The following is a 14,435-nucleotide window of genomic DNA, read 5'->3' on the forward strand; positions in this document are numbered from 1 at the left end:
TGCTGGACCGCATCACGCGGCGACCGGCTGAGCGGCCTGCTCTCGCGCCTGCGCCGGCTCGATCGTGTGGTCGGTCAACGGTCGAAAGCGGCGCAGTCGGAGGCTGTTGCTGACGACGAACACGGACGAGAACGCCATCGCGGCGCCGGCCAGCATCGGGTTGAGCAGCCCGGAGGCCGCCAGGGGCAGCGCCGCCACGTTGTAGGCGAACGCCCAGAAGAGGTTGCCCTTGATGGTCGCGAGGGTGCGCCGCGACAGGCGGATCGCGTCGGCGGCCACCCGCAGGTCGCCACGGACCAGCGTGAGGTCGCTCGCCTCGATCGCGACGTCGGTGCCGGTGCCCATGGACAGCCCGAGGTCGGCCTGGGCCAGTGCCGCGGCGTCGTTGACGCCGTCGCCGACCATCGCCACGACCCGGCCCTCGGACTGGAGGCGCTTGACCACGTCCACCTTGTCGGCGGGCAGCACGTTGGCGATCACCGTGTCGTCCGAGACGTCGATGCCGACCGCGCGGGCCACGGTCCGTGCCGTGGCCTCGTTGTCGCCGGTCAGCAGGACGGGCGTCAGCCCGAGCCGGCGGAGCTGGGCGATCGCCTCCGCTGACGTCGGCTTGATCGCATCGGCCACCACGAGCACCCCCCGGGCCTGCCCGTCCCAGCCGACGGCGATGGCGGTCGCCCCGCTCGCCTGGGCCTGGGCGAAGGCCCGCTCCAGCTCGACGGGCAGCGTCTGGTTCCAGTCCTCGAGCAGCCGAGGCCGGCCCACGAGGACGGCATGGCTGCGGTCGCCGTCGTGCACGACGCCCTGGACGCCGAGGCCCTCGACGTTGGCGAAGTCCTCGACGCGGGACAGCGACCCGCCCTTGGCCCGCGCCGCGTTGGCGACGGCCCTGGCGATGGGGTGCTCGGAGGCGTCCTCGAGCGCACCGGCCAGCCGGAGCACCTCGTCGACGTCCTGACCGTCGGCGGCGACCACGTCGACGAGGGTCATCTGGCCGGAGGTCACGGTACCGGTCTTGTCGAGGACGATGGTGTCGATCTTGCGCGTCGACTCGAGCACCTCGGGGCCCTTGATGAGGATGCCGAGCTGGGCCCCTCGCCCGGTGCCGACCATGAGGGCCGTCGGCGTCGCCAGACCGAGCGCGCAGGGGCAGGCGATGATGAGGACCGCGACCGCGGCGGTGACCGAGGACGCCAGGCCACCACCGGTCCCGACCCAGAACCCGAGCGTGGCCGCGGCGAGCATGATGACGACCGGGACGAAGATGCCGGACACCCGGTCGGCCAGCCGCTGGACCTCGGCCTTGCCGTTCTGCGCGTCCTCGACCAGCCGCGCCATCTGCGCGAACTGGGTGTCGGACCCGACCCGGGTGGCCCGGACCACGAGGCGACCGCCGGCGTTGACCGTGGCACCGACGACGGCGGCGCCGGGCCCGACCTCCACGGGCACCGACTCGCCGGTCAGCATCGAGGCGTCCACCGCCGAGCTGCCCTCCTCGACGACGCCGTCGGTGGCGATCTTCTCACCGGGCCGGACCACGAAGCGCATGCCCACGGCCAGCTGCTCGACGGGGACCCGGCTCTCGACGGGTCCGCCCGGGCCGTCGCGCAGGACCGCGACGTCCTTGGCGCCCAGCTCGAGCAGGGCCCGGAGCGCGGCGCCGGCGCGGCGCTTGGAGCGCGCCTCGAAGTACCGGCCGGTCAGGATGAACGTGGTGACCCCGGCCGCGGCCTCGAGGTAGATGTTGCCCGAACCGTCGGTCCGGGCCACCGTCAGCTCGAACGCGTGCCGCATTCCCGGCGTGCCGGCGGTGCCCCAGAACAGGGCGTAGAGCGACCACCCGAGCGCGGCCAGCGTGCCGAGCGACACCAGGGTGTCCATCGTCGACGTCCCATGGCGCAGGTTGAGCCACGCCGCCCGGTGGAACGGCCAGGCCCCCCATACGACGACGGGCGCCGCGAGGGTGAGGGAGAGCCACTGCCAGTTGGTGAACTGCCAGGCCGGCACCATCGCGAGCGCGATGACGGGGACGGTCAGCACTGCCGAACCGATGAGGCGCTGGCGCAGCGACCGGGTGGGGTCGTCGGCAGCGTGGTCAGCGGGCTCGGCGTCCGACTGCGCCGGTCGGGGGAGGGCAGCGCCGTACCCGGCCTGCTCCACCGTCCGGATGAGCTCCTCGGGGTCCAGCCCCTCGGGGAAGACGACCTTGGCCTGCTCGGTGGCGTAGTTGACCGTGGCGCTGACGCCGTCCATCTTGTTCAGCTTGCGCTCGATGCGGTTGGCGCACGAGGCGCACGTCATCCCACTGATCTGGAGCTCGACCTGGCTGGTCGAGACCGGCAGGCCCGACGGACGGGTGGTGGAGCTCATGTCGTTCTCCTCTGTCTCTGGGATCAGTGTGCGCCGGTGTGCCCGGCACCGGACTCGGCGTCGTGCGACTCCTCGGAGGAGCCCGTCGACGAGCCCGGCGCGGAGCCGGTGACGGTGACGGTGAACGCGGCGGTCCGCACCACGCCCCCGTGCTTGAAGTCGAGGTACAGGTGGTATCGGCCGGGGCTCGGGACCTCGGCGAAGAAGACCACACCGGGACCGGGTCGGGTCACGCCGTCGCCGGGAAGCTCCTTCGGGGTGCACGTGCAGGTAGGCGAGGTCCCCGGACCGGAGGCTCACCAGGTGCCCGTAGGCGCCGAGGTAGGGCTCGAGGTCGGTGACCGGCTTACCGTTGCGCGTCACCGTCAGCGTCAGCTTGGCCGACGCCCCTGCGGCGAGGTCGCCGTCCAGCGTGACGGTGTACCCGTCGACGGTGGCGGTACGGGAGTCGGGAGCGGGGGCGGCCGGCTGGTAGGCGCCAGCTACGGCCAGGTCGTTGCCGAGGGTGAGTCCCGCCTTGGCGCCGGTGGCCTTGAAGTCCGCGAAGAGCCGCCACTGTCCGGCCGTGAGGTCGAGCGCGGTCCTCCATGTGCCGTCCGCGGCCATCACCGGGTGGACGTGCTGGAACCCGGTGAAGTCGCGACGTACGGCGATGAGGTGGAGCTGCTTCTCGTGCTCGACGTCGTACTGGGTCACCGGCCGCCCGTTCGGCCCGAGGATCGTGAACGACACCGGGACGGCGGAACCCGCCGACGCCGACGTGCGGGCCAGGCGGAAGGTGTAGCCGTCCTGCGACACCATCAGCCCCTTCGGGATCGCGGCGGCGTCGGCGTCAGTACCTTCCATGCCGGCCATTCCGGCGTGGTCGCCGGCCGCGGGCGGCGGACCGACGGGGCCGACCAGCTTTCCCGCACCGACCGCTCCTCCGAAGACGGCAAGCAGCGCGACGAGGAAGCCCACCAGCTTCGTGGTGACGCTCATGCGAGCGCGTATCCCGCCTCTTCGACGGCCTCCTTGACCGCGGCGTCGCCCACCGGCTCTGCGCTGGTGACGGTGAGGGCCCCGGTCTCGAGGACGACGTCGACGTGCTCGACGCCCGGGATCGCCTCGACCTCCTCGGTGACGGAGGCGACGCAGTGGCCGCAGGTCATGCCGGTCACGGTGTAGGTCTGGATGGTGCTCATGGCGGATGTCCTCTCGATGTGGTGTCGGCGGTCAGGAACGGACGAGGCGGGCGATCGCCGCCGAGGCTTCCCTGAGCTTTGCGTCGGCCTCGGGGCGGCCGGCGGCGGCTGCGTCCACGACGCAGTGGTTGAGGTGGTCGTCGAGCAGTCCGAGCGCCACCGACTGGAGCGCGGAGGTCATCGCCGAGACCTGGGTGAGGATGTCGATGCAGTACGTGTCCTCGGTCACGAGGCGCTGCAGCCCTCGGGCCTGTCCCTCGATGCGGCGGAGGCGTCGCAGGACGTCGTCCTTCCCGCTGATGTACCCCGGGTGCTGGGTCGACATGACCACCTCCAGTGCTCGTCCGACGGGCCGCCGTCCTGAAAATACGATACCCCCCTAGCGTATCGGCGTCAATGGTGCGTGCTGTGGCGCCACCAGGACGCATACTGGTACCCGGTATGCCGAAAGGACTCCGGGCCACCCCCGGGGAGGAGCAGCGGAGACGAATCGCAGATGACCGAGACGACGCACCAGCACCATGGCTACATCCACCGCAAGGACGAGTACCTGCAGCGGCTCAGGCGCATCGAGGGCCAGGCCCGGGGCCTGCAGCGAATGGTCGAGGACGAGAAGTACTGCATCGACATCCTCACCCAGATCTCCGCGATCACCAAGGCCCTGCAGTCGGTCGGGCTCGGCCTGCTGGAGGAGCACCTCGGCCACTGCGTCGTGGACGCCGCCGCTGCGGGCGGCAAGGACGCCGAGGTGAAGCTGAAGGAGGCGAACGAGGCGATCGCGCGGCTGGTCCGCTCCTGACCGTCGTCAGGCCACGCCCGCCTCTGCGCCGTCGTCGCCCTCCTCGCGGCCCGCGTCGCAGGCCGTGGGCTGGTCCTGGCTCACGAACCCCTCGCGGACGTGGCTGGAGTCGCAGAACGGCTGGTTCCTCGACCTGCCGCACCGGCACAGCAGCACGATGCGCTGGCCCTCGAGGTCGTACTCCTCGCCGTTCGGGTCCAGGAGCCGGAAGGTGCCCTTCAGCTGCAGCGGGCCGTTGCGGACCGCCTTGACGGTCGTCGGACGGGGGGACGGGGTGGGCTCGGTCATCGGGCACTCCTAGCGGGTTGGTTGCGGCAACGTCGAGACGGACTGGAGCTCGGCTCGGTAGCGGAACAGGGCCGGGGTGTCGTTGACCGCCACGACGCCGACGAGGCGGCCCCGCAGGGTCCGGGTCATGACGAACCGGTGGTCGTCCATGGCGCCGTCGACCACGGTGCTGGTGTCGCCTGCTCCGGGCAGGCCGATGCCGCGGATCCGCGCGCCGTGCTGGTCGGTCCAGAACGACGGCAGCGCCGGGACTGTCTGCGGCTGCCCGCCGCTGAGGGTCGCCGCGGCGATGCGGGAGTGGTCGACGGCCGTGGCCCAGTGCTCCACGCGGCGGGCGGTGCCGTCGAGCAGAGGCTGGGGCACCCGGGCCACGTCACCCACGGCCACGACACCGGGCACCGGCGCGCCGGAGGGGTCCACTGCGGTGAGCGACAGGTCGGTGGTGACGCCACCGTCCACGGCGAGGCCGCTGTCCTTCAGCCACTCGATGTTGGGGGTGGCGCCGAGGGCGCCGACCACGATGTCGCTCTCCACGCGAGAACGGCTCCCGTCGCGGCGGTCTGCGAGCACCGCGACGAGGGGTCCGGCCCCGTCCCCCGACGGAGTGAGCGACTCGACGGTCGTGCACGTACGCAGGTCGACCCCGCGGCTGCGATGCGCCCCGGCGGCGTACGCCGAGAAGCTCCGGTCCGAGCGCACCAAGCATCGGTCCCGCCGTGGCCTCGACGAGCAGCACCTGGTGCCCCAGGGAGGCGGCCGTGGACGCGACCTCGGAACCGAGGAAGCCTGCACCCACGACGAGCACCCGCCGGCCGGGCTCGGCGAGGGCCCGGTGCAGGGCCGAGGCGTCGTCCACGGTGCGGACGTGGTGGACGCCCGCGACGCCGACCGTGCCTGGCAGCCGTCGGGCTCGGGCGCCCGTCGCGATGACCAGCCCGTCGAACCGCACGATGGCTCCGGTCTCGAGCCGTACCTCCCGGGCCGAGAGGTCGAGCGAGGTGGCCGAGATGCCGAGAGCCCAGGTGGCCGCGAGGTCGTCGGCCCGCGCAAGCTCCAGCGCGGTCAGCTCCGGGCCCCCGACCAGCGCGGCCTTGGTGAGCGGGGGGCGGTTGTACGGCGGATGCCTCTCGGCGCCCACGATCGTCAGCCGGCCGTCGAACCCCGCCCGACGCAGGGCCTCGGCCGTGCGCAGGCCGGCCAGGGAGGCCCCCACGACGAGCACGTGCCGTGGCCGGTCCCGCGGCTCGGCGCGGCTAGCGGGTGGCATCGCGAGTGGGAGCCCTGGTGAGCGTGATGGCCAGGGCCGGGCAGGCCCCCACGCTCTGCTCGACCCCCGCGAGGTGCCGGGGGTCCGGACGCTCGACGACCTGCAGGGTGCCCCGGTCGTCGAAGGAGAAGACCTCCGGTGCGGCGAGCGTGCACAACCCGTGGCCTTCGCAGCGGTCGACGTCGACGGTCACCAGCACGGGGTCCTCCTGAGGCGTCATGGTCCAAGCCGAGGTAAAAGTACTATACGGGGGGAGGGTACCCAGTCAAGGTCGGCAGACCCTTGACTTCATACGGTAGGGGGGTAACCTATCGGCCAGGTACTGGGCCGGTTCCGCACGAACCGGGGGTCGCGTCCGCGGCGCGGCGGCATCACGCCGGTCCCGAGATCCCACCCAGGCCACCCATGCGCCGCAGCGCCGGCCAGACACGAGGAGAACACCGGGATGTGCAACACCACTGCCACGTACACCGTCGAGGGCATGACCTGCAACAGCTGCGTCACCAAGGTGACGAACGCCGTGAGCGGCATCGAGGGGGTCAGCGACGTCGACGTCGACGTCTCGAACGGCACGCTCGAGATCAGCGGCCACATCGACGACGCCGCCATCCGTGCGGCGGTGGCCCAGGCCGGTTACAAGATCGCCAACTGACGGGGTACCGCGTGCGGGGTCCTGACGCACGCACGCGTCAGGACCCCGCACCGCGCGCCGCTCGCGCGCTTGTTCGGCAACCCTTCCGGGCCGTCGCCCTATGCTGCCGCCGCCGTGTCGGCATCGACCTGACAGTCTGTGAGGCGTGCAGCTGACGTCTCAGCGGCCGGCCCCCGGCTGCCCCAAGCGGATGGTGTACGGGCCCTGCGGCGGTGTCCGGACCGACGGTGACTGCGAGATGGTCGCGGCGCCGTGCGTGTTCGACCGGCTGACCGACCCCTCGGACGACCTCGTCGTCGGCCTGGGCGCAGCATCCCTCGACCGTTCCCCGGACCCGCCCGACGCGTTGCGGGTGCCGATGGTCCTCACCGACCTGAGCGTGCCACCGGCCGACGCGCACACGCTGCGCTCGACGGCCCGGCTGCTCGCGCCGAGCTGCGACGCCGTCCTGGTCGGCGAGCACCAGGACCGCCCCGACTTCCCGCCGAGCACGCTGGCCCGGCTGATCGCCGACGCCGGCGTCGTGCCCTGGGTGACCCTGGCCTGCCGGGACCGCAACCGCGTCAGCCTCGAGCAGGAGCTGCACGCCCTCGCCCTGGACCGGCTGGCCACGGTCCTGTGCGTGACCGGCGACGGCCGGGCGTTCGACGTCCGCCCCGACGTGACCCAGATCTTCGACCTCGACGGCACCCGGCTGGCCGCCCTGGCTGCCTCGTCGGGGCTGTGCGCGGCGGTTGCGGAGACGCCTGCGGCCCGCCCCGTGGCCCTGCGGCCCCTGAGGCTGGTGCACAAGCAGCGGGTCGGTGCGCGGGTGGGTGTGCTGAACCACGTGGCCACCGCGACGGAGCTCCGCCGGTTCCTCGACGCGGCTCAGGCGGCCGGGCTGCGCATGCCGGTGATCGCCTCGGTCGTCGTGTTCACCGATCACCGCTCCGCGGCCGTGCTCGCGGCCCTGCCCGGCCTGCAGATCGCACCGGAACGCCTGGAGAAGGTGCTGACGGCCGACGACCCCGTCGAGGCCGGCGTCGCGGCGGCCGTGGACGAGGCCGTCAACCTGCTGGGGCTGCCGGGCGTCGCCGGGGTGAACCTTTCCGGGCTCGCGTCGGCGCACGGCGTGCAGGCCGCCGCCGAGATCCAGGCCGAGATCGGACGACGGGTCCGAACGGCGAAGGGAGTCCGGGGGTGAGCGACTCCGCCGACTCGATGGACGCCGAGTTCGACACCGTCGCGGCGTGGACCGCGGACGTCGTCGCGGGCCTGGACCCCGCCCACCGCATCCCCGCCGGCTGTCGCGGCAGTGGCAGTCCTGGTGCCCTGCGCTGGCTGCTGGACCACCTGCGGCCCGAACCCGACGAGATCTTCCTGGACTGCGGGGCCGGCGTGGGTGGACCGGCCGCCTTCGCGGCGCGGGAGACCGGCGTCCGTCCCGTGCTCACCGACCCCGAGCCGGGAGCCTGCAGGGCGGCCCGGTCCCTGTTCGGCCTACCGGCGATCCAGGCAGGCAGCCGGCTGCCGATCGCGAGCGGCGTCATCGGGACCGGGTGGAGTCTCGGCGTGCTGTGCACGGTGGACGACCAGCCGGCGTACCTGGCCGAGATCCGGCGGGTGCTGCGGCGCGAGGCGCGCTTCGGCCTGGTCGTCTACTGCGCCGCCCACCCCGGAGACCTCGGCCTGGAACCGCCGGAGGGCAACACGTTTCCCACCGTCGAGGCCCTCGACGAGCTGCTCGACCGAGCGTCGCTCCGGGTGGTGGCCAGTGGGTGGACCGACGGCTTCGCCGCGCTCCCCGCTGACTGGGAGGAGGCGACGGCGACCGTCCAGGCCGAGCTCGAACGGCGCCACGGGGACGACCCCCGCTGGCAGGCGGCCGAGGAGCAGTCGAGCCGGATGGGCTCGCTGCTCGCGGCCGGCGAGGTGCGCGGGCGGATGCTGGTGACCCTGCCGGCCTGACTCCGGCCGGCAGGGGCGGCCGCCTCAGCGTGGACCCCGCGAGAGGGCCGGGCCGGCCTGCCCGAGGCGCCCCACGGTCAGGCGCACGTCGGGGGCGCCGAGGCGGGCGGCGTCCGCGGTGTGGTCGTCCGGCTGTTGCTGCGACTCCCGTTCCGCAAGGACACGTGCTCGGTAGTGCTCGATCTCGCGGGCGATGTCGTCGTCGGACCAGCCGAGGACGGGCGCGACAATCCGGGCGACCTCGGGTGCCGCGTCGAGTCCACGGTCGAACGTCTCGATGCTGATGCGCATCCGTCGAGCGAGCAGGTCGTCGAGGTGCAGGGCGCCCTCGTGGCTCGCGCCGTAGTGGGCCTCGACGGCCAGGTAGTCCGGCGCACCCTCCAGAGGACGGCCGAGCGAGGGCTGGTCTGCGACGAGCCGGAGCAGCTCGTGGACCAGCGTCCCGTAGCGGTGCAGCAGGTGCTCGATCCGCGCCACATGCAGGCCCGACTGTGCGGCCAGGCGATGCCGTGAGTTCCACAGGGCCGCAAAGCCGTCGGCGCCGATGACCGGGACCTGTTCGGTGACGCAGGCGGGGACCGCCGGCCCGAGGGGGCGCAGGGCAGCGTCGAGGGCGTCCTTGGCCATGACGCGGTAGGTGGTGTACTTCCCCCCGGCGACCATGGTCAGGCCGTCGACCGGGGTGACCACCGCATGCTCCCGGGACAGCTGGCTGGTCGCGTCCGACTCGCCCTGCAGCAGGGGGCGCAGGCCGGCGTACACGCCCTGGATGTCGTCGTGCGTCAGGGGGGTCGTCAGGAGCCGGTTGACCTGGTCCAGGAGGTAGTCGATGTCCGACCGGCTCGCTGCGGGATGCGCGAGGTCGAGGTCCCAGTCGGTGTCGGTCGTCCCGATGATCCAGTGGTTCTCCCAGGGGATCACGAACAGCACGCTCTTCTCGGTGCGGCCGATGAGGCCGACCGTGGCGTCGATGCGGTCACGCGGCACGACGAGATGGATGCCCTTGGACGCGCGGACGCGGAGCTGTCCTCGCCCTCCGACGATCTGCTGGATCTCGTCGGTCCAGACACCGGCGGCGTTGATCGTGTGCTCGGCACGGACCTCGATCCGTCCGCCGCCCTCGAGGTCGCTCACGACGACGCCGGTGACCCGGTCTCCGTCGCGCCGGAAGCCGGTGACCCGGGTGCTCGGCGCACAGACCGCGCCGTACTGGTGGGCGGTGCGCGCCAGCATCATCGTGAGGCGTGCGTCGTCGACCTGCCCGTCGTGGTAGCGGACGGCTCCGACCAGGGCGTCCCGACGCAGCGACGGGAACAGGGCCCGGGCGCCGGCGCGCGTCAGGTGCCGGTGGGACGGGACGCCGTGCCGGCCACCGAGCACGTCGTAGAGCGCCACGCCGCTGCCGACGTACACGCGCTCCCACGCCCGGTGCCGGAGGGGGTAGAGGAACGGGACGGGGCGAGCGAGGTGGGGCGCCAGCCGGTTGAGGATGAGGGACCGTTCCCTCAGCGCCTCACGGACCAGGCCGAGCTCGAGCTGCTCGAGATACCGCAGCCCGCCGTGGATGAGCTTGCTCGACCGGCTGGAGGTGCCCGACGCGTAGTCGCGGGCCTCGAGCAGCGCGACGGACAGCCCGCGGGTGGCGGCGTCCAGGGCGATCCCCGCCCCGACGACACCGGCTCCCACCACGGCGACGTCGAACTCCTGCACGGCCAGCCGGGCCAGCGCATCACGCCGCTGCCGGGGCCCGAGCGCTGCGTTCTCAGACTGCATCATCTTCTCCTCATCGCGCTCAGACCCAGTCGAGCGTTCGTTGAACGGCCTTGTGCCAGAGGCGGTATCCGTCGGCCCGCTCCTCCGCGGTCCAGGTCGGCAGCCAGCACCGGGACTCCTGGCGGTTCGCCCTGAGCTCGTCGGTCCCCGACCAGAAGCCCGTCGCCAGGCCGGCGGCGTAGGCCGCACCCAGCGCGGTGGTCTCGGCGACGGCGGGACGGGTCACCGGGATCCCGAGGATGTCGGCCTGGGCCTGCATGGCGAAACCGTTGGCGGTGACGCCGCCGTCGACCCGCAGCCTGCCGAGGGTGATCCCGCTGTCCTGCTCCATCGCCGCGACGACGTCCCTGGACTGGTAGCAGATGGACTCGAGCGCAGCGCGGGCCAGGTGGGCGCGGGTGTGGAACCGGGACAGCCCGACGATGGCGCCCCGGGCGTCCGGTCGCCAGTGCGGGGCGAAGAGGCCCGAGAAGGCGGGGACGAAGTACAGCCCGTCCGTGCCCGCCGTGCTGCCGGCCAGAGCTTCGGTCTCGGCGGCGTCGCCGATGATGCCCAGCTGGTCCCGGAGCCACTGGATGGCAGAGCCGGTCACCGCCACGGAGCCCTCGAGCGCGTAGACGGGGGCATCGCCACCCAGCTGGTAGGCGACGGTCGTGACCAGACCGTGCACGGAGCGGACGATCTCGCGGCCGGTGTTGAGCAGGAGGAAGTTCCCGGTGCCGTACGTGTTCTTCGCGTCGCCCGGGTCGAAGCACAGCTGGCCCACGGCTGCGGCCTGCTGGTCCCCGAGGACTCCGGCCACAGGGACGGCACCACGGAAGGGCCCGTCCACGCACGTGGTGCCGTGGTGGGCCGGGTCTGCGGACGGGCGGATCTCGGGCAGCATGCGTCGCGGCACGCCGAAGAAGCCCAGCAGCTCCTCGTCCCAGTCGAGGGTCCGAAGGTCCATGAGCATGGTGCGGCTCGCGTTGGTGGGGTCGGTGACGTGTGACCCGCTCGAAGGTCCGCCGGTGAGGTTCCACACCAGCCAGGTGTCGACCGTCCCGAACAGGGCTCGCCCGGACTCGGCCGCGGCGCGGAGGCCGTCGACGTTCTCGAGCAGCCACTGGAGCTTGCCCCCCGAGAAGTACGCCGACGGCGGCAGGCCGGTGCGCTCCCGGATGACGTCACCGCGGCCGTCACGCAGCAGCTCGGCGGCGATACGGTCGGTGCGGGTGTCCTGCCAGACGATGGCGTTGTGAAAAGGCTTGCCCGTCAGTCGGTCCCAGACGAGCGTGGTCTCCCGCTGGTTGGTGATCCCGACGGCGGCAAGGTCGGTGGCCGTCAGGCCGGCGCCCTCGAGCGCCACCTCGATGGTCGTCCGCGTGTCGCGCCAGAGCTCGACGGGGTCGTGCTCGATCCAGCCGGGCCGTGGCATGTGCTGTCCGTGCTCGGCCCGATGCGAGGCCACGACCCGTCCCGTATGGTCGAAGACCATGAACCTCGTGCTGGTCGTGCCCTGGTCGATCGCACCGACGAACTCCGCCATCGCCGGCTACCTCGTGCGCTGGGCGCCGGGCAGGTCACCGGCACCGCGGTGTCCGAGCGCCTGGGAGACGTTGCGTGCCGCGGCCATGACGAGCGGGGCGAGCTGCTGGGCTCGCTTCTCGTCGATCTCGAAGGCCATGGCGGACATGCTGATCCCACCGATCGCGGCACCTCGGTGGTCGCGCACCACGGCTGCGATGCATCGGGTGTGCTCCTCGTTCTCCTCGTCGTCGATCGCGTAGCCGCGCCGGGAGACCGAGTGCAGGTGCTGGATCATGGCGTCCGGGTCGGTGATGGTCCTCGGCGTCATCGGGGGCATGCCGGAGCGCTCGAGCAGCGCACGGACCTCCGACTCCGGCAGTCCGGCGAGCAGCGCCTTGCCGATGCCGGTGCTGTGCAGCGGGATGGCCAGCCCCACGCGGCTGCGCATCTCGTACGCGCGAAGACCCTCGATCTTGGCCACGTAGACCGCGAGATCCCCCTGACGCAGGGCGAAGTGGACGGTGTGCGTCGTGGCGTCCCTGAGCCCCTTGAGAATCGGCTCGACGAGGGGCATGCCTGCCTCGAAGTCAGCTCTGGCGGCGATGGTCAGCAGCCCCACGCCCGGCAGGTAGCCGTGCTCGCCGTCGCCGCGGACCCATCCGAGGGCCACGAGCTCCTGGATGATGCGGTGCACCGTGGAGGTCGACAGGCCCGTGGACCTGCTGATCTCGGAGACCCCGGAGTGCTCGGTGAGGGCCTCCACGACGCGGACGACCTTGGCGACCGCACCCGTCCGGTCGACGGCCGACGCTCCGGGCACCGCGCCTGCGCGTGGCCCGGTCATCTCGCCAACCACCCGCCGTCGACGACGAGCGTGTGGCCCGTGACGTACCTCGCCGACGGACCGGCGAGGAACACGACGGCTCCCACGACGTCGTCCGGCGTCCCCCACCGCCCCGCCGGGATCCTGGAGCGGATGGCGTGCTCACGCTCGCGGTCCTCGCGCAGGGCGGTGGTGTTGTCGGTGCTGATGTACCCGGGCGCCACCGCGTTCACGGTCACCCCGCGGTCGGCCCACTCGTTGGCGAGGGCCTTGGTCAGGCCGACGAGGGCGTGCTTGCTCGCGGTGTAGGACGGCACGTTGATCCCGCCCTGGAAGGACAGCAGCGACGCGGTGCTGATCACCGAGCCCGCCCCGCGCTCGACCATGCCGGCGCCGACGACCTGGGCCAGCACGAAGGCCGAGTCGAGGTTGGTGGCGAGGACGGCGCGCCAGTCCGCGTAGTCCACGTCGAGGGCGGGGGCCCGCGAGATGGTCCCGGCGTTGTTCACGAGGATGTCGATGCGCTGCTCCGCGGCCAGCTCGCGCGCGGTGGTCGCCGTTGCGCGGGGGTCCGACAGGTCCCCGGAGACGGTGGTCACCTTCCGACCCAGCTGCGAGCACGCGTCGGCCGTCTCACGCAGGCCGGACTCGATACGGCCCCAGAGGATCACGTCGGCGCCTGCCGCGGCGAGCCCTCTCGCGACGGCCGCCCCGATCCCTCGACCGGCGCCGGTGACGAGGGCCGCCTTCCCCGAGAGCCCGAACATCGACTCGATCACGAGAGGGCCTCCGTGGCCACCGGGTCCATGTCGTCGTAGGCGAGGTTCTCCCCTCCGGTCGCCCAGACGAACTTGTACGGCGCGGTGCCCGCCCCGAAGTGCACCGACCACGGCGGGCTGATGACCGCCTGCTGGTCCGCGACGACGATGCTGCGCGTGCTCTGCGGCCGACCGCACAGGTGGACGACGCGCTCACTCGAGGGCAGGCCGAAGTACAGGTAGATCTCGGTGCGCCGGTCGTGGGTGTGGCACGGCATGGTGTTCCACACGCTGCCCGGCTCGAGCGTCGTGATGCCGATGGCCAGCTCGCAGGACTCGACCCGGCCGCCCGCGACGTACTTGCGGATGGTGCGACGACTTGCTGCCGCGTCGTCGCCGACCTCCACGGTGTCGGCCTCCTCGCGCGGCACGAGCGTGGTGGGAAGGGGGCGGTGGGCCGGGACGGAGACGAGGTAGAACGTCGCCTCTCCGGAGAGCTCGACGGTGCCTGTCCCCGCGCCGACGTAGAGGATGTCCTCGGCGTCCAGCTCGTGGGTCGTGCCGTCGGTGACGACCGCGCCCGAGCCGGTGAGGCACACCACGCCGAGCTCGCGCCGGTCGCAGAGGTTCTGCGCACGGATCTCGTCCGGCGCGGTGACGGTCAGCACGTTGCCGTCGGGCACCGCACCGCCGATCAGCACCCGGTCGGAGTGGCTCAGGCAGAAGCGCACCTCGCCCGGGGCGAAGAGGTCCTCCACGAGGAACCGGCCACGCAGGTCCGATGTCGTCATCGCGTCGAGCTCGGACGGGTGGGTGGCCAGCCTTACGTCAGTCATGTGCGCTTCCTTCGGGAGTCCGGATGGCTTCCCGCCTGACGGGAAGTACTTCCCTTCCAGCGGAATAGGCACCAGTATGCACGTGACCAGTGGAGTGCGCCAGAGCCAACGGCAGCGGCTCGGACGGCCCCGAGAGACATCCACAGAGAGGTGGAGGACAGATGCGAGCCCAGACCACGATCGGAGGCCTGGCGTGTGTGGCGCTGGCGGTCACGTTGGCGGCGTG

At 72.3% G+C, this 14,435-nt stretch carries 15 protein-coding genes and 1 pseudogene; 4 read left to right on the forward strand and 12 right to left on the reverse strand.

Features of this window, described 5'->3' with window-relative positions:
* Positions 1-12 precede the first annotated feature (12 nt).
* The 3 genes from AC1VM9_RS10965 to AC1VM9_RS10975 form a co-directional block, all read right to left on the reverse strand.
* Positions 13-2,370: a heavy metal translocating P-type ATPase gene (locus tag AC1VM9_RS10965; protein ID WP_483123998.1), complete on the reverse strand. Its 2,358-nt coding sequence runs from the start codon at positions 2,368-2,370 to the stop codon at positions 13-15.
* Positions 2,371-3,347: 977 nt separating this feature from the next.
* Entirely contained in the window at positions 3,348-3,554 is a 207-nt protein-coding gene (locus tag AC1VM9_RS10970; protein WP_481343636.1) for a heavy-metal-associated domain-containing protein, read from the reverse strand.
* A gap of 31 nt (positions 3,555-3,585) precedes the next feature.
* Positions 3,586-3,879, reverse strand: a complete 294-nt coding sequence (locus AC1VM9_RS10975) for a metal-sensitive transcriptional regulator (protein ID WP_481343635.1) — start codon at positions 3,877-3,879, stop codon at positions 3,586-3,588.
* Positions 3,880-4,050: 171 nt separating this feature from the next.
* Between AC1VM9_RS10975 and AC1VM9_RS10980 the strand changes: the two genes are divergently transcribed.
* Positions 4,051-4,353, forward strand: coding sequence for a metal-sensitive transcriptional regulator (locus tag AC1VM9_RS10980; RefSeq protein WP_481343634.1), 303 nt, complete (start codon positions 4,051-4,053; stop codon positions 4,351-4,353).
* 6 nt (positions 4,354-4,359) lie between these two features.
* Here AC1VM9_RS10980 and AC1VM9_RS10985 read toward each other — a convergent pair whose 3' ends face one another.
* From AC1VM9_RS10985 to AC1VM9_RS11000, 4 genes and pseudogenes are all read right to left on the reverse strand, one after another.
* The gene (locus AC1VM9_RS10985) at positions 4,360-4,641 is read right to left on the reverse strand and encodes a CDGSH iron-sulfur domain-containing protein (protein WP_481343633.1); all 282 of its coding nucleotides are present in this window, start codon (positions 4,639-4,641) and stop codon (positions 4,360-4,362) included.
* A 9-nt stretch (positions 4,642-4,650) separates the two neighbouring features.
* Positions 4,651-5,433 carry an FAD-dependent oxidoreductase gene (locus AC1VM9_RS10990; protein ID WP_483122655.1) on the reverse strand — a complete coding sequence of 261 codons (783 nt, stop codon included), beginning with the start codon at positions 5,431-5,433 and terminating at the stop codon, positions 4,651-4,653.
* Positions 5,336-5,908: pseudogene (locus AC1VM9_RS10995) on the reverse strand (FAD-dependent oxidoreductase); the annotation flags it as partial. The gene AC1VM9_RS10990 and the pseudogene AC1VM9_RS10995, both read right to left, overlap by 98 nt.
* A complete protein-coding gene (locus AC1VM9_RS11000) occupies positions 5,895-6,128 on the reverse strand; it encodes a ferredoxin (RefSeq protein ID WP_481343631.1) in 234 nt (77 codons plus the stop codon). The pseudogene AC1VM9_RS10995 and the gene AC1VM9_RS11000, both read right to left, overlap by 14 nt.
* A 225-nt stretch (positions 6,129-6,353) precedes the next feature.
* On the opposite strand from AC1VM9_RS11000, the gene AC1VM9_RS11005 reads away from it, so the two are divergent.
* The 3 genes from AC1VM9_RS11005 (at position 6,354) to AC1VM9_RS11015 (ending at position 8,510) form a co-directional block, all read left to right on the forward strand.
* A complete protein-coding gene (locus AC1VM9_RS11005) occupies positions 6,354-6,560 on the forward strand; it encodes a heavy-metal-associated domain-containing protein (RefSeq protein WP_481343630.1) in 207 nt (68 codons plus the stop codon).
* A gap of 145 nt (positions 6,561-6,705) precedes the next feature.
* The gene (locus AC1VM9_RS11010) at positions 6,706-7,746 is read left to right on the forward strand and encodes a methylenetetrahydrofolate reductase (RefSeq protein WP_483122656.1); all 1,041 of its coding nucleotides are present in this window, start codon (positions 6,706-6,708) and stop codon (positions 7,744-7,746) included.
* On the forward strand, positions 7,743-8,510 hold the full coding sequence (locus AC1VM9_RS11015; RefSeq protein WP_483122657.1) for a class I SAM-dependent methyltransferase: 768 nt from the start codon (positions 7,743-7,745) through the stop codon (positions 8,508-8,510). The genes AC1VM9_RS11010 and AC1VM9_RS11015 overlap by 4 nt, the downstream gene beginning before the upstream one ends.
* 24 nt (positions 8,511-8,534) lie before the next feature.
* On the opposite strand, the gene AC1VM9_RS11020 is transcribed toward AC1VM9_RS11015, so the two are convergent.
* The 5 genes from AC1VM9_RS11020 to kduI are packed head-to-tail and all read right to left on the reverse strand — an operon-like array spanning position 8,535 to position 14,209.
* The gene (locus tag AC1VM9_RS11020) at positions 8,535-10,283 is read right to left on the reverse strand and encodes a glycerol-3-phosphate dehydrogenase/oxidase (protein ID WP_483122658.1); all 1,749 of its coding nucleotides are present in this window, start codon (positions 10,281-10,283) and stop codon (positions 8,535-8,537) included.
* Positions 10,284-10,302: 19 nt separating this feature from the next.
* A complete protein-coding gene (glpK, locus tag AC1VM9_RS11025) occupies positions 10,303-11,811 on the reverse strand; it encodes a glycerol kinase GlpK (protein WP_483122660.1) in 1,509 nt (502 codons plus the stop codon).
* Positions 11,812-11,817: 6 nt separating this feature from the next.
* Complete coding sequence (locus tag AC1VM9_RS11030; RefSeq protein ID WP_481342969.1) at positions 11,818-12,636, reverse strand: IclR family transcriptional regulator; 819 nt, start codon at positions 12,634-12,636, stop codon at positions 11,818-11,820.
* On the reverse strand, positions 12,633-13,394 hold the full coding sequence (locus AC1VM9_RS11035) for an SDR family oxidoreductase (protein ID WP_483122661.1): 762 nt from the start codon (positions 13,392-13,394) through the stop codon (positions 12,633-12,635). Before AC1VM9_RS11035 ends, AC1VM9_RS11030 begins: the two co-directional genes overlap by 4 nt.
* Positions 13,391-14,209, reverse strand: coding sequence for a 5-dehydro-4-deoxy-D-glucuronate isomerase (kduI, locus tag AC1VM9_RS11040; RefSeq protein WP_483122662.1), 819 nt, complete (start codon positions 14,207-14,209; stop codon positions 13,391-13,393). Before kduI ends, AC1VM9_RS11035 begins: the two co-directional genes overlap by 4 nt.
* Between the last annotated feature and the right edge of the window lie 226 nt (positions 14,210-14,435).

It is taken from the genome of Monashia sp. HAY1-11D (genome assembly GCF_056868035.1).